General features: G+C 34.7%; 24 protein-coding genes. 7 read left to right on the forward strand and 17 right to left on the reverse strand.

Annotated features, from left to right (window positions below):
* Window positions 1-17: 17 nt before the first annotated feature.
* Entirely contained in the window at window positions 18-383 is a 366-nt protein-coding gene (locus tag GILLI_RS06595; RefSeq protein ID WP_006988331.1) for a hypothetical protein, read from the reverse strand.
* A 281-nt stretch (window positions 384-664) separates the two neighbouring features.
* On the opposite strand from GILLI_RS06595, the gene GILLI_RS06600 reads away from it, so the two are divergent.
* From GILLI_RS06600 to GILLI_RS06610, 3 genes are read left to right on the forward strand one after another with little or no spacing between them, the layout of a single operon-like run.
* Window positions 665-1,981, forward strand: a complete 1,317-nt coding sequence (locus tag GILLI_RS06600; protein WP_006988332.1) for a sugar porter family MFS transporter — start codon at window positions 665-667, stop codon at window positions 1,979-1,981.
* Window positions 1,982-1,995: 14 nt separating this feature from the next.
* Window positions 1,996-3,615: a glycoside hydrolase family 32 protein gene (locus GILLI_RS06605; RefSeq protein WP_006988333.1), complete on the forward strand. Its 1,620-nt coding sequence runs from the start codon at window positions 1,996-1,998 to the stop codon at window positions 3,613-3,615.
* Window positions 3,602-4,495, forward strand: a complete 894-nt coding sequence (locus GILLI_RS06610) for a carbohydrate kinase family protein (protein WP_006988334.1) — start codon at window positions 3,602-3,604, stop codon at window positions 4,493-4,495. The genes GILLI_RS06605 and GILLI_RS06610 overlap by 14 nt, the downstream gene beginning before the upstream one ends.
* Window positions 4,496-4,918: 423 nt before the next feature.
* Here the strand turns inward: GILLI_RS06610 and GILLI_RS06615 are convergent, their stop codons facing one another.
* On the reverse strand, window positions 4,919-5,338 hold the full coding sequence (locus tag GILLI_RS06615) for an Lrp/AsnC family transcriptional regulator (protein ID WP_006988336.1): 420 nt from the start codon (window positions 5,336-5,338) through the stop codon (window positions 4,919-4,921).
* 126 nt (window positions 5,339-5,464) lie between these two features.
* On the opposite strand from GILLI_RS06615, the gene GILLI_RS06620 reads away from it, so the two are divergent.
* The 4 genes from GILLI_RS06620 to GILLI_RS06635 all read left to right on the forward strand — a co-directional run bounded on the left by GILLI_RS06620 (window position 5,465) and on the right by GILLI_RS06635 (window position 8,818).
* Window positions 5,465-6,181, forward strand: a complete 717-nt coding sequence (locus GILLI_RS06620; RefSeq protein WP_006988337.1) for a sulfite exporter TauE/SafE family protein — start codon at window positions 5,465-5,467, stop codon at window positions 6,179-6,181.
* Between the two features lie 94 nt (window positions 6,182-6,275).
* Complete coding sequence (locus GILLI_RS19015; RefSeq protein ID WP_280985176.1) at window positions 6,276-6,401, forward strand: hypothetical protein; 126 nt, start codon at window positions 6,276-6,278, stop codon at window positions 6,399-6,401.
* A gap of 804 nt (window positions 6,402-7,205) precedes the next feature.
* Window positions 7,206-8,219, forward strand: a complete 1,014-nt coding sequence (locus GILLI_RS06630) for a hypothetical protein (RefSeq protein ID WP_006988338.1) — start codon at window positions 7,206-7,208, stop codon at window positions 8,217-8,219.
* Between the two features lie 26 nt (window positions 8,220-8,245).
* Complete coding sequence (locus tag GILLI_RS06635; RefSeq protein WP_040506473.1) at window positions 8,246-8,818, forward strand: PQQ-dependent sugar dehydrogenase family protein; 573 nt, start codon at window positions 8,246-8,248, stop codon at window positions 8,816-8,818.
* 189 nt (window positions 8,819-9,007) lie between these two features.
* On the opposite strand, the gene GILLI_RS06640 is transcribed toward GILLI_RS06635, so the two are convergent.
* The 15 genes from GILLI_RS06640 to GILLI_RS06710 form a co-directional block, all read right to left on the reverse strand.
* Window positions 9,008-10,690 carry a CocE/NonD family hydrolase gene (locus GILLI_RS06640; RefSeq protein WP_006988339.1) on the reverse strand — a complete coding sequence of 561 codons (1,683 nt, stop codon included), beginning with the start codon at window positions 10,688-10,690 and terminating at the stop codon, window positions 9,008-9,010.
* A 162-nt stretch (window positions 10,691-10,852) separates the two neighbouring features.
* On the reverse strand, window positions 10,853-11,035 hold the full coding sequence (locus GILLI_RS19225) for a GrpB family protein (protein ID WP_156798649.1): 183 nt from the start codon (window positions 11,033-11,035) through the stop codon (window positions 10,853-10,855).
* Window positions 11,032-11,343: a GrpB family protein gene (locus GILLI_RS19020; protein WP_050855585.1), complete on the reverse strand. Its 312-nt coding sequence runs from the start codon at window positions 11,341-11,343 to the stop codon at window positions 11,032-11,034. Before GILLI_RS19020 ends, GILLI_RS19225 begins: the two co-directional genes overlap by 4 nt.
* On the reverse strand, window positions 11,336-12,007 hold the full coding sequence (locus GILLI_RS06650; protein WP_006988340.1) for a hypothetical protein: 672 nt from the start codon (window positions 12,005-12,007) through the stop codon (window positions 11,336-11,338). Before GILLI_RS06650 ends, GILLI_RS19020 begins: the two co-directional genes overlap by 8 nt.
* Before the next feature lie 4 nt (window positions 12,008-12,011).
* A complete protein-coding gene (locus GILLI_RS06655) occupies window positions 12,012-12,518 on the reverse strand; it encodes an RNA polymerase sigma factor (RefSeq protein ID WP_006988341.1) in 507 nt (168 codons plus the stop codon).
* Window positions 12,518-13,573: an alpha/beta hydrolase gene (locus GILLI_RS17645; protein ID WP_006988342.1), complete on the reverse strand. Its 1,056-nt coding sequence runs from the start codon at window positions 13,571-13,573 to the stop codon at window positions 12,518-12,520. The genes GILLI_RS06655 and GILLI_RS17645 overlap by 1 nt, the downstream gene beginning before the upstream one ends.
* 283 nt (window positions 13,574-13,856) lie before the next feature.
* Window positions 13,857-14,954 (reverse strand): lipoprotein N-acyltransferase Lnb domain-containing protein, encoded by a 1,098-nt coding sequence (locus GILLI_RS06665; RefSeq protein WP_006988343.1) that lies wholly within the window; start codon window positions 14,952-14,954, stop codon window positions 13,857-13,859.
* Window positions 14,955-15,716: 762 nt separating this feature from the next.
* A complete protein-coding gene (locus GILLI_RS06675) occupies window positions 15,717-15,962 on the reverse strand; it encodes a hypothetical protein (RefSeq protein ID WP_040506475.1) in 246 nt (81 codons plus the stop codon).
* 427 nt (window positions 15,963-16,389) lie between these two features.
* Window positions 16,390-17,643, reverse strand: coding sequence for a serine hydrolase domain-containing protein (locus tag GILLI_RS06680; RefSeq protein WP_006988346.1), 1,254 nt, complete (start codon window positions 17,641-17,643; stop codon window positions 16,390-16,392).
* Between the two features lie 182 nt (window positions 17,644-17,825).
* On the reverse strand, window positions 17,826-19,427 hold the full coding sequence (locus tag GILLI_RS06685; RefSeq protein ID WP_006988347.1) for a peptidase S41: 1,602 nt from the start codon (window positions 19,425-19,427) through the stop codon (window positions 17,826-17,828).
* 76 nt (window positions 19,428-19,503) lie between these two features.
* On the reverse strand, window positions 19,504-20,310 hold the full coding sequence (locus GILLI_RS06690) for a helix-turn-helix domain-containing protein (protein WP_006988348.1): 807 nt from the start codon (window positions 20,308-20,310) through the stop codon (window positions 19,504-19,506).
* Window positions 20,311-20,553: 243 nt separating this feature from the next.
* Window positions 20,554-21,153: a hypothetical protein gene (locus tag GILLI_RS06695; RefSeq protein ID WP_006988349.1), complete on the reverse strand. Its 600-nt coding sequence runs from the start codon at window positions 21,151-21,153 to the stop codon at window positions 20,554-20,556.
* Complete coding sequence (locus GILLI_RS06700) at window positions 21,146-21,652, reverse strand: RNA polymerase sigma factor (protein ID WP_006988350.1); 507 nt, start codon at window positions 21,650-21,652, stop codon at window positions 21,146-21,148. Before GILLI_RS06700 ends, GILLI_RS06695 begins: the two co-directional genes overlap by 8 nt.
* Window positions 21,642-22,511, reverse strand: a complete 870-nt coding sequence (locus GILLI_RS06705) for an alpha/beta fold hydrolase (RefSeq protein WP_006988351.1) — start codon at window positions 22,509-22,511, stop codon at window positions 21,642-21,644. The genes GILLI_RS06700 and GILLI_RS06705 overlap by 11 nt, the downstream gene beginning before the upstream one ends.
* A gap of 287 nt (window positions 22,512-22,798) precedes the next feature.
* The gene (locus GILLI_RS06710) at window positions 22,799-24,019 is read right to left on the reverse strand and encodes an alpha/beta hydrolase-fold protein (protein ID WP_006988352.1); all 1,221 of its coding nucleotides are present in this window, start codon (window positions 24,017-24,019) and stop codon (window positions 22,799-22,801) included.
* Window positions 24,020-24,098 lie beyond the last annotated feature (79 nt).

Genomic DNA, 24,098 nt, shown 5'->3' on the forward strand with positions numbered 1-24,098 from the left:
TTAAACCTTTGTTGGGATTAAAGCACTATAACTTCCGCATCCTTGAATAACAGTTTATTTTTATTCAGAAGTCGCCCGTAAAAAGCCATATCATTTTTGTTCTTTTTAAGAGATCCATCTAACCAGGAAGTTTTGCCATCCAAAGGATACGAAATAATATTTATTTCGGGATAGGAACCGGTTTTTGAATTAGGATCTTCCACTCCAATTTCAATCGCATTTTCCATGGGATTATAATAAACAAATTTCGCCAGGAAATTATGTTTTATAAGTTCTGTAAAGTCTTCTGAAAGCTCTTTACTTCTCAAACTTTCCTTTAAATACTCCTTCATCAATACTCTCATTGTTAAAAGGATTTCACTCTGATTATAGTAGGTTGTCATGACTGTTGAACATTTGTTAAATTTAAGATGATAAAAATAAAGCAACCAGATCTATCTCAGTATTTTTTATAAAAGGTTTAACTTGTTAACATAATTTATTTTAAATTTCCGGAGATTTATGAAGGAGATGCCAGTCATTTATTTCTAATGAGCAGCTGAATACTCCTTAAAACCCTGGTTTGAAATGAGCTTAATGGAACCCGATCCAAACTCCGGTGAAGGATTACGAATTGCTTCGGAGAGCTATAGGGAGACCGTTTAAAAACAATAAATATCTACACATGAATAAGATTTTAGTATGGTCTATAACCGCCGCTATGGCCGGTTTTTTATTTGGTTTTGATACCGTTGTAATTTCAGGAGCCGACAAGCAATTACAGGCCCTTTGGGGAACCTCTGATGCCTATCATGGAATCGTGGTTATGACCATGGCTCTATGGGGAACTGTGGTAGGAGCGATATTTGGTGGTATCCCCACCAACCGCTTAGGTAGAAAAACCACCCTGATCTGGATTGGAATATTTTATGTGATTTCTGCCGTGGGATCGGCATTTGCAAATGACCCCGTAACCTTTGCGATTTTTAGATTTTTGGGTGGGGTGGGAGTAGGAGTTTCCACTATTGCCGCACCTACCTATGTTTCAGAGATCGCTCCTGCAAAAGACAGGGGTAGATTGGTTTCCCTGTATCAATTCAATATCGTTTTAGGGATATTGATCGCATTCTTATCGAACTACCTTCTTAGAAATACCGGGGCAGAGCCCTGGAGATGGATGTTGGGTGTTGAAGCGATTCCCGCCGTTTTCTATACTTTTTTTGTGTTTTTTGTACCCAGAAGTCCACGCTGGTTAATCTCAAAGAAAAGGTACGAGGAGGCCGAAAAAGTGATGCAAATCATCAATCCCGATGATGATGTGAAGCAAAAGATGGTGGAAATAAAAGCACAATCGGAGGTAAAATTATCAGGGGAAAATATCTTTATGCGAAAATACAGGTTCCCACTACTCCTGGCCTTCCTTATCGCATTCTTTAATCAGTTATCAGGAATAAACGCATTTCTTTATTATGCTCCCCGAATATTTGAGGAGGCGGGTCTCGGGGTAAGTACAGCACTTTTAAGCAGCATTGGAATTGGAGTGGTAAACCTGCTCTTCACCTTACTTGGGGTTTTTCTTATCGACAGACTGGGAAGAAAACAACTTATGCTCTTTGGCTCCATTGGATACATTATTTCCTTAGGCCTGGTAGCAGCTGCATTTTTTCTTAATTGGGGCGGATTATGGATCCCGATATTCCTATTCCTGTTTATTGCGTCCCATGCCATAGGCCAGGGAGCCGTAATTTGGGTGTTTATATCGGAAGTTTTTCCAAACCATTTAAGAGCTTCAGGTCAATCTTTTGGTGCTTCCACTCATTGGGTTCTGGCTGCTATTATTCCGGCTCTTATCCCCTATCTTTTTTCTACGATTGGGGCAGGTTATGTATTTGCATTTTTCACTTTTATGATGTTCCTTCAGTTATTGTTCGTCCTATTTATAATGCCGGAAACCAAAGGAAAATCCCTGGAGCAACTCAGCGAAGAATTATTGTTTAAATAAATAAAAATTCAGAAATGAAAAAAATCAAAACACCAATCATACTTGCAGTCATTGGCATATTGAGCCTTTCTTCTTGTAAGGACAATGAAAAGCAGGATTCCGAAGTACTGGAAGTTACTGAAGTAGCTGCAGATGAGATCTTTCGTCCAAATTTTCATTTTACGCCTCAGGAAAACTGGATGAATGATCCTAACGGAATGTTCTACCTAAATGGTACCTACCATTTATTCTTTCAATATTATCCTGAAGGGAATGTTTGGGGCCCTATGCATTGGGGACACGCAACGAGTAAAGATATGGTGACCTGGGAGGAACTGCCTATCGCATTAGAACCGGATGAATTTGGCTATATTTTTTCCGGAAGTGCTGTGGTAGATGTTGATAACACCTCTGGTTTTGGAGATGGCACTACCCCACCGGTTGTGGCAATATTCACCTACCACGACCCAAAAGGGGAAGCAGAAGGTAGGATAGATTATCAGTCTCAGGCTATTGCGTACAGCCTGGACGAAGGAAAAACCTGGACCAAATATGAAGCGAATCCCGTAATAGCAAATCCGGATATAAAGGATTTTCGCGACCCCAAGGTGATATGGGATGAACAAAATCAACAATGGCTTATGGCTTTGGCAACGGTAGATAGAAACCTGTTTTATGGCTCCCCAAATTTAAAAGACTGGGAACTGCTTTCAGAATTTGGAGAAGCAACCGGAGCTCACGACGGAGTTTGGGAATGCCCGGACTTTTTTCCAATGAAGGTGGAGAATTCTGAAGAAATTAAATGGGTGCTCATTCAAAGCCTCAATCCCGGTGGATTTAATGGCGGTTCCGGGACACAATATTTCGTTGGGGATTTTAATGGAAAAGAATTTAAGGTGGATCCTTCTATGGAAAACCTTCCTGAAAAACATGATCACTGGATAGATTATGGAAAAGATAATTATGCTGGCGTTACCTGGTCGAATATCCCCGATAGTGACGGGCGAAAATTATTTATGGGTTGGATGTCCAACTGGCTATATGCACAGGAAGTCCCAACTGAAACCTGGAGGAGCTCAATGACAGTTGCAAGAGAACTCACCCTTAAAAAAGTGGGTGATACCTACAGGATATTTTCCATGCCGGTAGAAGAACTAGATACCTACAAGGAAGCCCTGTTTCAGGTAGACCAACTTATGGTAAAAACTTCAGCTGAAATTGCTCCTGAAGTAGAAAAAGATCTTACCAGAGCCGAAATAAAATTTGAAATTCCCAACCTGAAGCAAACGAACTATGAATTCAGTTTAAGTAATTTAGAAGGAGAAATTTTGAAATTTGGGTATAAGCATTCTAAAAAACAATTTTATATCAACCGGGAAGAGTCGGGAATTATAGATTTCAACGATGAATTTGCAGGAACTATTTCCTATGGACCCCGCACCTCCAAATCTGATACTTTATCTGTACTAATGATCCTGGACAGGACGTCCATTGAACTGTTTTATGATAAAGGTGAAACTTTAATGACCGAGATTTTCTTTCCTGAAAAACCCTACACATCATTTTCTGTAAAAGGGGAAGGAGATTTTGAACTGAAAAATATAGAGATAAACCAGTTTAATTTTGAAAAAAAGAATGCAGATGGAAAAAATTAAGGCTGTTTGCTTTGGGGAAGTTTTATGGGATGTATTTCCAAATCATAAAAAAATTGGTGGCGCTCCTTTAAATGTGGCCTTAAGGATGAATTCTTTGGGGATTGACACCTCAGTTATAAGTCAGATCGGAGAGGATAAAAACGGCGAAGAAATTAGGGATTATTTAAAAAATTCTGGGATCACTGTTGATGCAGTTTCCATCACTTCCAGTTATCCCACCGGAGAGGTTCAGGTAATTTTAAACGAGAAAGGTTCTGCATCCTATGAGATCAAACATCCTGCTGCCTGGGATAAAATTGAAGTTTCAAAAATCATAGAGGACATCACCAAAAAATCGGATGTTTTCATTTTTGGAAGTCTGGTTTGCAGGGATGAAATTAGCAGGAATACCTTATTCGAATTACTAAGGACGGCAACCTATAAAGTTTTCGATATCAACTTACGTCCACCACATTATAAAAAAGAGGTCCTTGAACATCTAATGCGATCTTCAAATTTCATCAAATTCAATGATGATGAATTATTTGAAATTTCAGAAATGATGGGTTCGAAATTCAATTCCCTGGAGCAGAATATAAAGTTTATTGCCGAAACCTTTATGCCAAATACAATTTGCGTCACCAAAGGAAATCACGGAGCTGTACTTTTTCATAAGGAAAAATGGTATTATAATAGTGGATATAAAATTAAAGTGAAAGACACTGTTGGTGCCGGAGATTCCTTCCTTGCTTCATTAATTGTAAAATTACTTCAAAAAGAGGATCCTCAAACCGCCCTGGATTTTGCCTGTGCTATGGGAGCCCTTGTTGCCGGAAGTAATGGTGCAAATCCTGAGATCACAATGCTGCAAATTGAAGATTTTATGTTTCCGGAGCAATAGTTCTAATGTCTTTAGGTCTTCAACTTTAAAGCATAATCAATTAGCCCGGAGCAAACTCACGAAGATCATAAATGTACGATATACCCAAAATTTCGATGAATTCCCGGTCGAAAGGACCGGGCGAATTCTGCAAATCCATAAAATTTAATTGGCATGCCGAGTCTGAAGGACTACATCTACCTTTCCAGGCGATAAAGGCTGAGATCTTTCTCCTCGTCAAACTCCCGGAGTACTTCAATGCAAGGTGATTCCTACTTCTGTTACAAAACCGGGAATACTGGCCTGGACAGTATCTCTGCCAGAAGAACTCAAAATTGCCGGTACTAAAAAAATCTTGGGGATATCGGTATGCGGTCTGGGAAATTATAAGGAAAGTTCTTTTGAGGCAAAGCCCAAAGAGATGCATTATCAATAATTATCAGTTTAATCATTACCAATTCGGGATAAAATCAAATGGGTGGTGGGCTCTCCAAAACTAACAAGTTTATCTATAAATTGTTGAAGATGCATTTGGTCTTTAAGTGCCACTCGTAAATGAAAATTGTGTTGACCAGTTATCCTAAAGGCTTCTTTAACCTCGGGATATGTGCTAATCTCTGCCATTGCAGTTTTAAATTTACCACTAAAGATTTTCAGCATAATAAAAACTTCAAGATTATTTCCCATAAGATGTTGATCCAGGCGAAGTGTGTAACCCTGAATCACCCCTGTATCCTCCAGTTTTATTATACGATCTCTTACCGAAGAAGGTGATAGAAAAATCTGCTTCCCAATTTCGGCATAAGGTATCCTGGAATTAACTTTTAATATATCGATTATTTTGCGATCTATAGTATCTATCATTGAAACAAGTGTTAGAATATCAAAAATACCTTTTTTAATTTAAAAGTATCATTTTTTGCCACCGATTCCACTTCATTACATAACATTGAAGTTTTAAATTCGCTCTAATATTTAAAACAAAAGGCAGTGGATATTTATATTTTAGTTATCCTGGGGATAGCGATATTTTTCGGATTTTTTGTGCAGACCTTAATTGGCTTTGCGGGTTCTTTAATAGCCTTGCCAATACTATTACTGGCAGTAAAATTACCGGATGCTATAGCTTTTATATCCATCTTTTATTTATTTTCAAGTGCTTTTATGGTTTATAAAGAATGGCATAATATTAATAAGGATATCATTCTGGGGCTTTCAATAACATCTTTGGTGGGCGTAATTTTGGGGATTATAGTTCTTACGTATTCCAAACCCGTAATATTGCAAACAGGTTTAGGAATATTTATTTTATTATATGTTGCTTATGTTCTCATTGGAAAAACAGAGGTGGTTTTAGGCAGGAAAACCAATTGGGCTTTTGGAGTAATGGGCGGATTCTTTTCAGGTGTTTTTTCAACCGGCGGCCCATTATATGTAATAAGTGTAAAAAATTCAGTAAAAGAAGCTAAACCATTCAGAGCGACTATGATAGGGGTACTAGCTTTAGTAACTCTTATAAGAATCCCGGCTTTGAGCATTAGTGGGGTTTTGAATTTGGAGCATGTAAAGATGAGCTTGATTATATTGCCTGTTTTCTTTTTGGCTCAATTTCTGGGAACGAAGATCTTTCCAAAGATTAACGAAGTTCAATTTAAGAAAGTATTACTCTTTCTTTTATGTCTTTCTGGATTAGCATTAATTTTTTAAATTCATATTAATTTTCGTGGCAGTAAATGGAGTAGTTTTCCATATTTAAAATTCAGGAAATGGAAGATAAAAAGTTACCGAAACTTTTAGGGTATTGACTTTAAAAGATGCTGTAGGCGTAGGTTTGGGAGCCATTATTGGCGCAGGAATATTAATGGCGCACAACTATTTATGGATAGAGATCCCGGCAAGGTATCTTTCAGAACCAAAAAATTCATAGACGATAAAAACAAAATTTTTCCAAAATATAGTGGAAGAGCTTTTAAAACATCCTGATAAAATAGGCCTTCCAAATATGAAATTGCGATAAACCGCATTTTACCCCCCGCCCTTTTAACCTTCAAAGGCGTAAAAAATTCTTGACTTTCGATATATTTCACTTAATTGATCCCGCGACAAAGAAAAACACCTGCCTGGAATCTCTTCTCACTTCACCACTTATGGTGATCGCCAAAAATTGTATCTTCTTTGCTGGGATTGGCACCGCTAGAAGTTTATTTTTCTTTCCAAATGCACCAAAACTTATTCTACGACACACAAAGGAGTTGAGCAATAAGTTCCCTTTAAAAAAAAATAGGCCGCCGCCATTGTATTTGCGGTTGTGGCTTTCTCAATTTACTTGAACATTTTTATGTTTAGTCCCCGAAACCAAATTCCGGAATGCAAAGAACAATGTACAGGTAGGAACAATCCCGTGGCCTGTATCGTCTTGCGTGACAGTGGCATACAAAAAGATCATTCAATTTTTGTATGGAAGAGTATTATTGTACTAAAAACCCTGAGTAACATACAAATTCGAAGAGAGAAAAGTTGATTTAAATTAGTAAACAAATCCAAAAATAATTCTTACCCCTAAAAATGGGTTCTTTCACAAAACTGGGGATATCACCCATTGACCAACGATTTTTTTCTTTCTACTTTTAAAAATTGTAAGAAATCTTGTACCTAATCTTTTCTACATACTCCCCTCTTTCAGACTCAGGAATAACCATTCTAAACAAAAAAATAACTTAAACAATTAATTATGAAAAAGATGACGACGATCTTTGCGCTATTGTTATTCTTGGGGACATTGTTTTCCTGCTCTAAAGATGAAGCTAAATTAAATGATCTTGATCCCGAAAAGGCTACTGTGTCCTTTGGTTCCTTATTGAATGACATGGTAGGTAACAAAACTGCCCTTAAAGATGATTTGGATGATTTACCGGAATGTTCCGATGCTATTCCTGCTTATGCTGAAGTAGCTATGACGCGCGGTGAAGCTTGGGCGGTAGGAAGCGATACCAACCCTATAAGAGTGGAGCTTAATCCAAATCCTTCCGATTTTGACGGGGATGGTGTGGACAACTATTTTACCGAAGAGTCTTCTGAATTGGAACTTGTTCCCGGGTTTTACTCCCTCGAATACTTTAAAATTTTTGATGCCGATGGCAATATGCTTTGGATCGCTCCACGAAGCAGAGGTTTTCAAAATTTAGTAGAGAATTCGCTGCCTTTACCAATATCGCTGAAGGCGGGAGTAAAAAAATATGTGAGCGTCGATGTAATTTGCTTTGATGATCGCGTAGTAAATGAATATGGATATTTGTTCTTTGACGTACAGGCTAATGAACTTATAAAGTTCTGCATCTTTGGTAATTTTTGTAATGAAGATGGACGCCATTTTCCTGCACATTTTAATGTAAATGTTTGGAAATACAGCGGAGATTCAAATAATCCACGAGGACCGGCTATTACTTCAAATGCCTCAAATAATGTGGGTGTGAATGATGCCGGAGATGCCTTTGGCGATCCGCTTTGCGTGTTTTTACCTGATTCAGAAGGAAGTGATGAATATTACTTTGAAATTACTTTGATGGAATCCGACGCTTATGATGCCCAGCCCGGAATAATAAGGAGTGGCGTAATAACCGATGATGATGTTAGAGCATTGTATGATGGAGAAGACAATACAGATTATTTCCACTTCAGGGAAGGAAACTGTGGCGGTGAAGATACCCCTGATCTTTTCGATAATCAATTAATGGCAGATATATAATTAAAGTACCTGTAGAATTTAGGGCTGTGAAATTAACTGAGGGTTTGCATCTGCCTAGCAGTTTAACCTGGGATGACGAGGGGAATCTCTTTGTGGTGGAAGCTGGCGGTGGGTTATTTCCTGAACAGTTGGCCCCAATGCGTATCCTACAAATAATGCCAAACGGTACCCAGGTTGAAGTGGTGAATTTAAGCGACAGAGGATTAAAACCATCTGTAGTGGGAATCCCATGGTATAACGGATGGTTTTATGTAACTCATCGAGCAGATGATTTAACAGGTGATGTTTCACGGGTAAGCAAAAATGGCCAGGTAGAGCTGCTTTTCAAAGGAATAATAGATAGCCAGGCAGAACATCAGATCAATGACATTAAGCTAGGTCCAGATATTCTAATGTATGTATCTGTGGGCCCTGCAGGAAATGCAGGGGTAATTGAGCCATCTGTCGCCCCGCACGAACGCTTAGTTATTATCTCTCGTTTTTCTCACACAGTTTTTAATATATATATTCGATTTCATTTTTCAGATATGGAACTTTTACTTTGTAATAATTGTCATTTTCTGGATACATTACAATCAAATACATACTATCTATTCTAACGTCGTAATTTTTTTCGAGTATGTATTTATATAAACTTTGTTGCAAACGATATCTATTATGACTTGTATCATCGATATGACTTAAACCACCAACGCCTTTTTGCCATTGATTTTGTTCTATTGGTTGACCGTTATAAATGTTGACGATGCGAATAGGTGCTGCTAGCGGCTGGCGTTTTGTCTCTCTGATTAATTTCTCCATATAGGAATTATAATAAAACTTTCGTTATGCCACTTTATTTCTAATGGCTCACCTGCATCTTTTATGGTCTCGTCAGATACCTGTTTTCCTGAACCATAGTTGATTATCTCAAAAGGATGTTTGTTGATGTTGAGCAAAATTACAAGACGACTGCCTTCGTTTATTTTCTTGCTTACAAATCTGGTGTTGTCAAAAGGAATACTCTCTTTTTTATTGGATTGCAATAGCTGTCGTTTAGAACTGTCTTTGGCATAGCTTGCCCTGCCAACATATCGAGTAAGAAAAAAATATTTTCCATCAGGCATAAGTTCATACAAGGCTAATGAAACATCCAAATCTTTCTTGTTGATGGTTGCAAACAGGTTTCCTGTAAATGACCCATTTATCAAAAAGCTTCTATTAAAAGGTTTTGATGTGAAGACTAAACCATTGCTTGCATCTAAGGTGTCAAAAATAATTTCAGGTGTGAAATAATTATTCTGGGTTTCCCTGTCTTTGAAATCTACTAATTGTTTTTCAAATCTTTTCTTTTTTGGTTTCTGAGTAACAAGTGCTTTATTGTCTAAATAAAAGATTAATGTGTCATTGTTTATTGCTTGCAAAGAAGGGGAATGTCGCCATTCATTTGCTCCCATAACCTGATAATTTACTTTGTCTTTCAATATTTCAGGTTTTGGTTTTCCTTTCAAAATATAGTCAAGCCATTGATACGCCAAATCCATCACATTGATGTTGGCAACACTGTCAATTTCATAGCCCATTAGTTTTTTCGCAGGTTTTCGTTGTCCGCCCCAATGGTCATAAGGACCGATAACAAAATAATGGTTTGCATTTTTATTGTATTTGTTATGAAGTTTGAAATATTGTAAAGAACCAATTTGTGAACCATCATAATAACCAGTTGTCGTTAGGACAGGAATGTTGATTTTAGCGTATTCTTCAGGAGTCGGAACTAATGATTGCCAATAATTGTCGTAACTGGGATGTAGTAACCAATTTTGAAATATCTCGTTTTTAAAACCCTCCAAACTGTCGAGATTTTTCCAAGCTATACCGCTATTAAACCATTCAAAAGGCAAACTACTTCTTATGGGTTCTTTTTTATAAACATTGTCATTTGGCCAATATAACCCCAAATTCATTTGGACGTTATTTTCCATAGGAGTATCATAACCTGGCATAACGGCTACTTGTGGAACAATGGTTTTCAGTGCAGGATGAATGTTTTTTACCGTTGACCATTGAGAAAACCCCGTGTAACTGCCACCATACATACCGACTTTACCGTTGCACCATTCTTGTTTACTTATCCAATCTATAATATCGTAAATGTCAGCCTGTTCATTTTCGTAAGGGGCATAATGGTTTACATTTGTCCTAATTCCCCGAGCGTAGGCGACAATTCCAACATAATCTCGGTCAGCCGATAGTTTTGCGAAAAAGTTATCTCCTTCTCCCTGATAGTATGTTGTGTAAAAAAGAACGACTGGTAACGCTTTTGTATTGGTTTGCTTTTGAACTATGGTTGCTGAAATGTCAATTCCGCTTTTTGTTGGTATTAGTATGCTATCTTGAATGTGATAAATGGTATCTGACGATGTATTCTCTTGTGCAAAAGAAAAAACTGCGAATGTAAGAAGAAAGCAAAGGATTGTAAAAATGTGTTTCATTTTATTTATTTGTTTTTCATTTTTGTAGCGGGATGTTTTTTACACTTGCCGCTAACTAATCATATAGTGCTGGCCTATCGGTGAGCCATTTGCTTAGTTATTGTGCGCTCTTTTTTTCTTTCTTAATTATTTAGTCAATAAATTCATTGACATTCAATTCTTTCAATTCAGCATACAATTTTTTATGCTGATTTGCTTTTTTAGCAAGTTCATATTCTGATATTTAATTCTAGCCCAATCATTTTTTCTTAAAAAATTCCGCATCAGAATATGTCTTTCTAAAGGTTCGCTATTCATCGGGCAAACGTACAAGTGATGAGTAATTGAATCTAAAATATCGTTCAAAGAATTTCCGTCTCGTATAAAACTTCTCTTTTTTCAATTCCTTGATTTCCTTTATGATAATATCCGAGTTTAATTAATCCAGATTTGATTTTTTCAAATTCCGACTCATTATCATAAATAATGTCAATGTCAACAATTGGCTTGGAATCCAAATTCGGTACAGAAGTACTTCCAACGTGTTCAATACTATATTCAAGTCCATTTAACCCGTTTTTAATTTTGCGTATTAAAGCTGCAAAATCTTTAATCCAATTTATTTTATATTTTTCGATTAGAATTCTGTTTTTCTTAAAAACGCTGTTAGGCACTGGTGTTCTGCTTTTTATAATCTTCCACTTGATCTAACAATTCCATAGACTTCATTAAAGGTATCCATTCTTTCCCCCGAAAAATAAGTCGAAACCATTTCTTATTTCTATTTTCGTATTTAATGTTAATAAAAAGCCAAATTGAAATAAAAGTAAATGAAATTGTAAAGAACAATGTCACTACCCATTGCAAAATACCCCAATCTGTTAGCATAGTTTCGTTCCACCAAAAGGTTGTCCAAACAGGAAGTTGAAGAAAGAGGATACGATTTACCCAAAGTGTTGACATTTTCAAGCTTACCAACTGCTCTTGTGTTCTTAAAATTGGGTCAGTTATATCCACTTGGTAAATTGTGATTAGCTGATAGAGATAAATAAACAATGCCATAGCTGTCAAACCCATCTGGATAGAAGCCGAAAAAAGGAAAAACCTATTAGCTTCAGAGAATGAGTTTAAATAAATTGAACTCAAAGCAATTACTCCGATACCAACCCATAAAATTCCAACCAATAGCGTAAAAATCTTAATTGGTTTCATTGAACCCAAAATATTATAAACCTTTACTTGGGTTATATCATCTGTGTTTTTTTTGTGTATGACAAAGCTCTCTTCCAATTTATCATTGGTAATTTGCCAAAGCTTTTTTAATTCTAACTCGTTCATTTCTTTATGACATTAATTGTGAAAATCTTGTTCTCAGTTTGTCTTTGATACGACCTATTTTTGTTCCGACATTGCTTACAGACATTCCTAATATCTCTGCAATTTCAGTATGGCTCTTGTCATCCAAATACAGTATCATCAATGCTTTGTCTATTTCTTTAAGTTCCCTGATAAATTGCTCCAACAAATTCAGTTTCTGTTCATCTTCTGATTTATCTTCGGCTGGTACTTCTACCACTTGCTCATTTAGAAAGGTATGTTTCTGTGTTCGTGTTGAGCTTTTCCGATAAAAAGAGATGGCAACATTTAGTGAAATCCGATACAACCACGTTGAAATTTTGTATTGGTCATTGTATTTGTGGATAGACTGCCAAATCTGAATCATTATTTCCTGTATGAGGTCTTGTCGGTCATCTACATTTGGACAGTAGGTACGGGCAACTTTGAACAAAATTCCTTTATGCTGCTCGATAATTTCCTGAAAAAATTGCTGTTGCTTTTGTCTGTCCATTATAATTTTGAAAACCAATCTTTGATAAAAGTAAAAGATTGTGCGTTGTGTCTTACCCCGTTATGCGAAGTATTGTTAATTATCTGAATTTCACCGCTACTGTTTTTCAAAATGGCTTCTTTCGTTGCTGCTGCCGAAAACGCTTCGTCATCACTACCTATTAATACAAGCACTGGTTTGTGTACCGCACTTAATCCTGAAACATAATCATCAGGTGTCGTACTTTTATTTGCACGATAGCTATACTTTCTCAACGGAACAGTTTCGGGCAAATTGAAAAAAAGTATAGGCAAGCTGTCGAAATCGTGATTGTCAATTTCATTGAGCATTGTCAAGCCAATAATTCGCTCTATATGGATTTTCATAAAAGGCTCTTCGGTTAGGTTTTCAGTGGGCTGACCTTGCAGAAGGGCAGGAGAGTTATGACCGATTAGAGGTGCGAAAAGCAAGAAGCCGTCAGGTTGTTCATATTGATTAGCCATTGCATAGCGTAAAGCTATTCCGCCACCCATTGAATGACCTGCAATAATTATTTTTCCATTGGGCTTCTCTGTGCGTACTGTTTTAATAATATCAGCCAAATCACCTACATACTGGTTGATATAATCCACATCACCGCTTTTTCCTTCTGATTGTCCGTGTCCACGCAAGTCGATAGCGTAAACTTCGGCTTGCGTTGCTTCTTGCATCAATCCTGCTGTCTTGTTATACAGATATGCACTGCTTGCCACACCGTGAATCAGGATAATGGTATTCTGTGATTCATTGGGAAACCTGTAGGTGAAAATCCTTTTACTGTCGCGCACAATAAAAAAGCGGTTTTCCGATTTGTACACCTGCTCAAACCCCATTTCTGCAATTGTCGCTGGCTCTGGCTCAGTCATTGGGATTGTCGGATTAAATGTTGGTTCAGATGTGTGTATTAGTTTGAAGGCTTCAATTCCCAAACTGTCTTTGTTACCACCGAAATACAAATCCAACATACTTTGAGCGGGAACGGAAGTACTCCCTAAAAAAAGGAAAGATAGAAAGGAATAAATTTTTAAAGTCTTCATATTTTGATTCTTTTAGTGAAACTTGTTTATCCAATTATTCGCAAGCCCTTTCAAAAAATCACAGTTGTCAGAAATATTTTTTTTTGTTTCAAGGGTTTAGATAGGGTTGTTTGGATATTTACCATCAGTTTGTTTTGAGGCATTGTCGTTCGTTCCGCTTGCCGCTAACGGTCTCGGTTCGTAAGGCAAGTGGCGTGAAGTAGGGACGCGTTCTTGTCGGCTTTGTTGTTTGTATCTTGGTCTCTAAAATAAAATTTTTCACCAGAATACCCGCTATTTGCGCTTAACCGATATTATATCCAGTTTTATTTATGTTCCTAACATTAATTAAGACTAAAATAATTAGTACAGGAATGATACCGACATCAAATGACTGATAATTAGTAATCCAGACGCCAATAGAAATTAAAATCATTGATAATAATATATAGGGCAGATATTTTTTTAATTGTTTTTTATAAATAAGTGGAATGTAAAATAAATATAGTGGATTGCACCAAAGAATATTTAAATTATTCTTTACTTCTGGGTGCTCCGAAAATATCCACATTATCAGTAATAGTAATCCAATACTACCTATTGAAAAGGTAAAAATCAGTTCAAATCTCTTAGAAAATTTTAAAAGATAAACTAAGAGTAAAATTGAAAATATAACTATTGGTGAAATCCATTTTCGTAAATCCGTTTCTTCTTTACTTTTTTCTCTATTAAGGACTTTTTCTGAATTTACAAGATTTTGACTATCTAAAGTAGAATTATTGATTTCTTGTTTTAAATATTTAGGTAAAAACATACTTTGAAATCTACTACTTTTCTCATCTAATGATTTGCCTAACATTAGATTTGTACCAAACCGAAGCCAAGGTTTTTTTCTGAGATGAGAATTTATTAAATCTCTGTTGCTTAGCTCTAATCTTTCTTTAGGGAATTTCACCTCATTTTCTATTAATAAATCACGAATTTCGGTAGAACAATTTTTTTCTAAAAAAGAATAGATGTAATATCTATTTTCGGGTCTGTAAAGAAAGTTTAGTTTTCTTATTAAATCTTTTTTTTCCTGCTGGCTAAGATTTAATTTTTGTTCTGAAACTTTTCTATTTTCACTTGAATATATTCTAATAAAATTTTCAGTTTTTTGGATGCCTAATTGATATTTCAAACGACCTGTAATAAATTTCAAGGTGAAATTTGGTGTGTCAAAATCAAACACTCCAAAATTGTAAACTATATCAAAATTAGCATCTACAATTCTAATAGCTGAATGTCCGAAAACGGAATATACATCGTCCCCTGGAGAACACGTCAGAATGCTTATGTCAGGAGTACTTTTCGCGAGGCAAAATTGACTTATTAGTATTAAGAATATGATTAATTTTCTCAAATTTTGTTACAATAAAATTGGATATAACTCGTCATATCCTACGTTTTTCACCTCACATAAAGTTCTATTTCCGGGATAAAAGGAGTTTTATAACATCCCTAGTAAATCTATTAAAAATTTGTTAAAATCATATACGGGAATCCATAAAACTAAAATATTCACTCTCACCCACAAGATTGTCAAAATAATTTAGCGAAATATGTGGATTTTCTCATTATATAAGAATGATGAACAGAAAATTATAAGTTAGAACTTGATAAGTATTTCCGATATGGTGTGAGGTTAAAAATTCAGCTTTTTCAAGCTATCCAAAATTCCATTCACCTTAAAATTGAACGCTTTTCCTGGATAAAAACAAATTTTGCTGTGGAAACAACTAAAAGAAGAAGAAAATAAAATTGAATTTCTTGGAATTATGGCCACACATTTGGCGGTACAAAAGTATAAAAAAAATCCGTAAAAAGCTTATTTTAAGCCGTTTACGGATTCTAAAAGTGACCCCGGAGGGATTCAAACCTACCACACGTATCTCAGTAATCACGGCTATTCCAGGGTTTCAATTTCTTGAGGTAACCGAATAGCTAACTTTTTAAATGAGTTAAAAAATAGCTGTTTGACTTTCTATATTATAAATATAGACATTATTTATCATTATTTAATTATGTAAAGTACAACAAACAGGATGAAGTTAAAGGGCAAAAACAGCTCCAAATAAGCACCTCAACGCTTTTTGCTATATTGCGTGCTGGCAACTGCTGTTTTTCAGTCTTTTATTATTAGTTTTCCGCTGTTATTTGTCAATATTGGAAGTATCTCCTTTAATTTCGAATATTCTTCTTCAGTTGGATTAATTATTACTTCAATTTTCTCATTTTGAAGATTTAACTCGAAATAGCTTTTTGACAAAACCATTTCATAATCGATCAATTCACCTGCAAAATTTTCATCATGAGTTTCGTAGTAAATATAATCATTTTCAAAATTATTCTCAGGATATGAGCGTTGCAACAATAAATATCTACCAATTGATTCTATTATTTGTTTAACAGATATCCGCTGTTTCTTCTCCTAAATCTTTATTCTCAGAAAAAATCACTTGACAGCCTAATTCTTCATCGCTTATTGATATTTCTATAGAATTCAAATTCATTATTTTTAAAATTTAGGGTTGACAAATCCTCCATTTTCGTTCCGTAGATTTCAACTTCAAATATGGATTATCAAATCTTTCAAGAAAATAGAAGGTCACATAAGAATAGTAGGGCGGAAAAAAGGCGACTACCATTCGGTTAAGCACAAGCCGAATTTTTAAATTTTTCTTATTATTTTTTTCTCAATAAGCCAAATTTAAAAATTTGGCGACCTTGCAAAAGTGCTCAAGCCATTGAGTTAAGCAACTAATCGCCCTATTATGTTTATACGGTGTTGGCAATAGTTATTTTTCCACACGCTTAATTGTATTACCTTCTAAAAACCCATCCAATAATACAACTTCATTAACAACATTGTTTGTATCTCTTAAAAATCTCATAGACCCATCCGTTTGTTCCATATAAAATTGGTTTGCCGATTGTGGCAATAAATGTATTTTATTTGTTCCGAACATTACGAATAGACTATCATTTTTATTGATAACTTCTAAATTCATATTTTCATTAAGCGAATAGATGCCCGAATAATCCTTCAATAACTTTGTGTCTATATCAATTTCTTTTCTTGCCAAAGGAAGAGTATATTCTTTATTTTCAAGTATTTCATCAATACTGGTTGAAATTTCCTTTGCGATTGGATGTCGGCGATTTGATAAAACGATAATTGCAATTTTGGTTTCCGGATTATTTACTATTGAATAACTAAAACCGTCATTTTCTAAATATCCTTCTATCTCTAATTTATCTGTGGAATTTGCACTTATAATTTTTACTAAATCAGTTGCAGTAGATTTTAGTCCGTTGCTACTAAATGTAATATCCGTATTGGAATCTGGCGCTTTTTGTAATTCGGGTCCATTGTCTTGATAATTATGATATAGATAACCAACAGCCAAAGATGTATCAGATTTTTGGAAATAGGTGTTTTCCAAACTCAATTCTTTACTATAAGTTTCTAAATTTTCTTGAAAGGTTTTACCACTTACTTTTTCTATAATCAATCCCAAAATATTGTAGTTTAAATCACTTTGCTCTGATATGGCAGAAGATTGAATGGCTAAATTCGCATAATCAATATTTGAATATACTAATTCTGGATTTTGTTCTTGAATAATCTGTAAGCTTGGTAAATTCGTTTTGTGATTTAGTAAATCATTTATGGTAAAGTCCGATTTGATTTCTGGAATGTATTTGGAAATTTCATCAGATAATTTGAATTTGTTTTTTTTGGCCATTTCCCTAATAATATTGGCAGTAACTAATTCGGAAATTTCGCCAATCTTGAAAGTGGTTTTATTTGAAAAGGGCTTATCGTTGTCATAGTCGGCTAAACCAAAACTATGGTTGTAAATAATCGTATCGCCTTTAGTTACCAAAATAACTCCACTAAAACGATTTAATTCAAGATAGCGATTTGCAAGACTATCAATCTTGTCTATTTTCGATTTTTCGAGAATTTCACTTTTTGTTTTCGTTTCCGTTTTGCAGGATATGCAACTCAATATTAAAATCGAAAGGTAAAATATCTTGTTCGTCATTTTTTTTATAATTATTGCCAACGGTTAGTATATGAAAAGTAGGCGATTTCGAAGCACAAGACTTTCGGTTAAGCACAAAGTTTGATACGCGTCAAAACCCTTGAAATTACTACTGTCTCGCCTATTTTTTATTTAATTGTTATGCGCTGGCTTTTCCCACTTTGTTCCGTGTTTATAATAATTTATTTTTTCCTCTTCTTCTCCAAATCTAAAACTTTTTTGAACATTGGGTCTTTTCTTAAAAGAAAATCTTTTCCAAACACATCTTCTTTTGTTATTGTACGTTCATATAAGAATTCTATAGAATAACTTATGTGATGTTCAACATTATTTTGGAAAATATCGAGTTTTGTTTTGCTATTTGTAAAATCAATTTGAGGTTCTAACCGAAAGAGTATTTTACTGAAGGGAAGACTCAATATCGGCGTGCCTGTTTGCAGACCGCTTAATAAGTCTGGTGTTTCCCCAATACTGATTAGCCTATCGCTCCTTTTGGCTAAATTGGACAAGTTACTGGCAGAAGAATATATATATCTATCTTGTAATATATATATTGGTCCATCAAACGGATACGTTATTGAATCTGGCGTTACATAAGTATAGTCTGGTATTACGATATAATACATTTCTGGATTGTCTAATGTGGCTACATCAGCTTTAAAATGATAAGTAGGATTATTTAATATTGAATCCTTATTAATTTCAAAAAACCATTTGTTATATGGGCTAAAATTTCTTCCAATTGCTATGTCAACCTTCAACGTATCTTTTATTATTTTTTTTAAGAATTTATTAAAAGTGTTATCGCTTCCACCAGGATTTCCCCTTATATCGATTACTACTGCGCCAACACCTCCCTTTTTTAAGGTCTTTTCCAATCTATTATTTATGGTATCCCCATATTCTTCTTTCATCATAGGTAATTTTGCATAAAAGATTTTGTTCTTATCAAAATAATGGGTTGTGACTGGCTCTGACAAACTATTGTAACCATACTTTAAATTTCTTTTCTGTAAAAATTTGACCGTATCATTTTTTTTAATATTCAACTGGTGTTTTTTGTTAGCTTTATCCAAAAATGTTAAGCGAAGCGTATCATTCTCATATATATCAGCTGGCGAATAGAAGTCTATACTATAAACCCTATTATTTACTCTGTCCCATCTCAAAGGACTCACAAGTTCTGTTAGACTATTTACAAATTGATGTATCTTGGTATTGTTGCAGTCAATCAGCTTCATAGAAGCAGGATATGTTTTGTTTTTATAACTAAATGGCAATAAATTATAATACTCTCCCGAAGTATAAACCAAGTTTAAATCTAATTTTGTGCTGAATCTTTTATTTAAGTATTCTCTATAAATATAACCATATTTAACATCTGAACTGTCAATTCCTTTTACAAGTTGTACTTTATTAGGAAACCAATTGTCTTTCATAATATCAAGATGAAAATTGCCCAATATTTGCGAATGCCCATCTTGGGCAGAGTTAATCGTTTTATTTACTAATTTAAGATATTCAGGCATCGTTGTATTTTCCTTGATTTGATTTCTTAAATTTTTAGCGTGATTCCAAAAATCAATATTTCTAACTTCCTTGTTAAAATAGATGATTGGACTTGCTTGCTGAAAATACGAAACTAAAGAATCGTGATCTGTCAACATTTCCTTATAAGTAAGTTGTGGGACATCCTTAAATTTAGCTATTATAGAGTCTTGTTCTTGCGCATTTGCGTTTAAGACAATTAACAAGAAGGAAATTACGAATAGACGAATTTTCATTTTTATATCAGTTTATTTTATTAACCTTCAAAATTAGTAAGTGCAAAAAGCATATAATTGTAAAAATGGAAACTGCCTACAAAAAAAGCCAAGCGACTTCTTTGTTCGTACCAATATTTTTGAAAAACTGGCTTGGCTTGATGTCCGTAAGAGATTTAAATTCTTTAATAAAATGGGATTGGTCGTAAAAAAGACTTTCATATGAAAGTTCTGTTAGGTTATTTACGTTTTTAAAATCCATCAATGCTTTTCTGAATTTGTGCACTTTACGATATTCTGATGGCGTTTTGCCCAAATTTTTGAAGAAAATTTTATTTAAATATTGTTTTGAAATGTTATTTTTTTTTGAGATTTCCGCAATACTATATTCGCTTTCTAAATCATAAACTATTTTTTCTAATCGACTCAATTCAACATCTTTTAATTTAGATAACCAATAATTTTCAAGACGCTCAATTTGCTCGTGTCTTTCCGCAATATTAAAAATGGATTGCATCTCCATATTCAAATCATCGAATGGTTGAAAATCCATATAAAATCCATTAGTGAAGTAATCTGAAAGATTTGCCACAAAACGATTAAGTCCAAGCGGTTTAAATTTAATTGTTATTTCGTTGACAGGTTCTTGATAAAAGACTTCAAAAGGCTTTGTGTACTTAATTACCAAATCTGTAACAATTCTTATTTTTTTTGAAGGTGTTACAACTATTTTTTCATTTTCAAATTTCACATCCGAGTCTTGGCTTGTGCTAATAATTGGAAAATTAGTGGGGAATGTTAAATATCGTATAGGCAATTTGGTATCGCCTTTTGTCATAAAATAATAACCATCGATATATTTTTTTAAAGTCCTATTTTCTGTTTTATAATGCTGTACTGTCATTTTTTTTTAGCTTGCGCATAACGTTTAGTATAACCGCAGTTACGGGTTAATATGCGTTAATTTTCGGTTTAGCATTGACGTTAGCAATTACGCGTGGCTTCGGACGTAGTCGAATCCGCCGTAATCGCGGTTATACATTGTTATCTCTCGTTATTGAGCGCTTTATTAGGAACGTCAGCTAAAGTTAAAGTATAAATATCAATAAAATTGGTGACATAAAAAACTTCTCATCTTTTATGCCTTTCATTGCGCTGTCAATTCTTTTTTAAGCGAGAGAATTTCATCAATTTTTTTCATTTCATTCTTAACACTTTTTCTGATTACGGAAAATATAATTATTCCTGCAACAAAGTAGGATATGCAATAGAGTGTCAAATACCAAAATTCAATATACTTGCTGAATTCGGGTGTGATTATAAAAAAACCTATGGTATAAGCGGTAAGGATAATTGGGGAAATAGTATTGTGAATTATTTTTCTAAATTGATGGAACTTAATCAAATTCTCAAGGTTGTTCAGCGTATTGTCAAGTTTGATTATCCTTTTAGCCTTTGTAATGCTAATTGCTTCTATTATAATTCTAAATAGTAAACCTATAATCATTAGCCCAGCACCAATTTTACTCACAATTTCTTGAACAGGTGCTACATAATTAAAAAATAGTAACAGACCGATGAGCGTAAGCGATAGGATAATAATAGTGCCAAAGTAAAAGAAATAATTTTCTCGTTCTTTGGTTTTAATTTTCTTCTCAATGCCTTCAATGGCAGATGCGGATGGCAAATCAATTTTATCTTTAAGGCTATCCCAATTGCCTTTCAATGTTGAAAAATCTTCATTCATTTTCGTTGCTGTTTAAAATTGTTTTTAACTGTTTTTTTATCCGGTGGATTTTGACCCTAACATTTGTTGGCTTTATCCCGATAACATTCGAAATAGTATCGTAATCTTCGTTCTCTAAAACCATCATAATAATCAATCTATCTATTTTGTTCAATTGACCTATGGCTTTATAAAGGTCTGGGATACTTGCACTGTTAGATGTTTTGCTTTCTTCCGTGGCTGACTGGGCAACTGTTTTTGTAATTGGGTATTTTTTCTGCTTTTTTTCTTTTTTCACATATTGCAAACAAGAGTTAACAGTAATTCTATAAATCCAAGTTTTATATGTAGAAGCTCCCTTAAATTTTTCTAAATTATTGAACACACTAATAAATATTTCTTGTGCTACATCTTTTGCGGTATCCAAATCCCCTTTTACAAAACCCAGGCACATTTGCAGCACCATCGGATGATGCTGCCTATATATGCTTTCAAAGTGGGCGTTTTTATTATTTGCCATTTACTAAAAAATCGTTTACGGTCTTATAAAACCATTCTGGTTCGTCGAGCATCACAAAATGTTTACTATCGGACGCCATAATTAATGTTTTTTCTGAAAGGTTTTCATATTGCTTCTCATAATTTGCTTTAGCCATATTTACATCGGGAAAAGATGCGCCTATGATTAAAGTTTCACAACTAATATTTGATAGTTTAGGTCTTAAATCAAGTTTTAGCAAATCCGTATAGCCGTAAGCCCAAGTTTTTCGGTCTGCCTCAACCATCCACTTTTTTAAAGTCTCTTGGTTTTCTTTATCTGTCGCCATATTTGAAGCCATCATCGTGGCCATATTTAAAAAATCCGCATCGGACATTGCAATTGTTTGCTGGTTATAAGAAGTGTCATAATCAAGCATTTCAATTGGTACGTCGGGCATCATAACATCTTTCATAAATGGTAGTGCATCCACGATTATAATTTTTGAAACTCTGTCGGGAAATTCAGCAGCAATATCTACTGCAAGATTACCGCCCATACTATGACCTATTACAATGATGTCTGTTAATTTGTTTTGATTGACATAATCTATTAACCCATTTTTTATGGTGTCATACCAAGGCATTTCAATAGGTTCGTTGCCATTGAAACCTGCGTAAGAAAAAAGGTAGGATTTTCTTTCGACCGTTAAATGCTCAACGGTTTCTTTCCAAACCGAACCTGAAGCTGTAAAACCTGGAAGAAATAAAATGGGTTTGCCTTGACCAATGGTTTCCACTTCAAAGGGTTCGGGTTGATAATTTGTTTTATTGGATGCGATACTATCCATCCAAATAAAAACTGTCATTACTAATGCAAAAATTTTAATTGAAGTTTTCATAATCTTGATGTTTTAATTGTTTACACCTTTGATTAAAAAAACATAAAATGTTACACGAAAAGGATAATTATTTTCTGGACGAGTGTTTTTTTATAATGAGAGATAACGTCTCGTATAAAAACTGTGCGAGCTGGCGAGCTTGATTGTCCGCAGGACAATCAGGCCTTGCAAGCGAACACGATGTTTCGATTTGGGACTAATTTAAGCAATGTTTTTATATATTGTTGTAAGCTGTTTCTTCCCGGCTAATCCAGCAAAAACAGGGAAGAATTATATCTAAATCAAGGTTAATTGCCAGCCTTTGCCTCTATTTTCTTTTCCAAATTTTCCAAATCTGCCTTATAGAACTCCCATTCTGGGTCTTCTGTTTCCATTACCAATCTTAATGCTTTCTCGTAATTACTTTTTGCTTTTTGTAATTTATCGAGTTCCTCGTAAGCCATTCCTAAATTAGAGTAGGCATCGTAAGAATCTGGGTGTGCTTGGACATTGGCTTTAAATGCATTTACGGAATATTCCTGGAGTTCTTCTAATCTCATAAAAGCATAGCCAAGATCTACTAAAGCATATTCATTAGTCACTTTAAATCCATATTTTTCGGATAATTCATCAAAATATGTAACTGCCTTTTCAATTGCCGCGTCCGGCCCTCCCTGTGCCATTATTTCCTCTCTTGTTCTGGGAATCTCATATTGAGTTGGTTCAAAAATAAAGCGTAATCCAGAAAATATTGAAGGCAAACCTATAGTACCATGCGATTCTTCAGGCATTGGTTCATATTTGAAACGAAGATCGGCCTCTTTATGTGCATTTATATAATTATTGAATTCTCCGCTTAATTTAAGAACATTCCCGCGCATGTTTCCTTTATTTTCATTTGCCAAGGTCATATAAAAGGTTGCGCTTAGTTCGGAAGGTTTTTTGAAAACATTCTCAAATTCCTGGGAGATTAATTCATTTGGATACCATAAACTAGGGCTGATGGTGAGATATGCATCAAATAGTTCTGGTTTTTTAAAAAAAGTATAAACATTGAAGAGTCCTCCTCGAGAATGTCCAACGATTACCCTGTACGGGGCTGCTTTATATGTCTTTTGAACGTGGGGAATTAGTTCCTTCTCGAGAAAAGCAATAAAGTTATGGGCTTCACCAGTTGTTCCCATCCTTTCTCGTTCATCCGTACTAAGTTCTGGAGAATCTGGACTCAGATCACGGTTACGGTTGGTATTCCTTATCCCTACAACGATCATATCTGGAATGAGCCTATTTAATTGAAGATATTCAACGCTGCCTACAGCGTGTGAAAAATTATAATAACTATCAAGCAAATAGAGAACTGGATAAGTCTTGTCGGATTCTTCATAATTCTTAGGCAAATGGATTTCAAGGATTCTATCTTCTTTTAGTATTTCGGAATGAATTGTTATGGTTTTACCAATAGTAATTGCATTTTGAGAATAGCTCGAAAAACTGAATAAAATTAAGCTGATCAAAAGGTTATATTTCATAGTTGATTTTTTAAAATTGCTTACAACGTTTGGTATATGAGCTGTGGCGTGTTAAAGCACGAACCTCTCCAAATAAAAA

The sequence above is a fragment of the Gillisia limnaea DSM 15749 genome, from assembly GCF_000243235.1.
Taxonomy (GTDB): Bacteria; Bacteroidota; Bacteroidia; order Flavobacteriales; family Flavobacteriaceae; genus Gillisia; species Gillisia limnaea.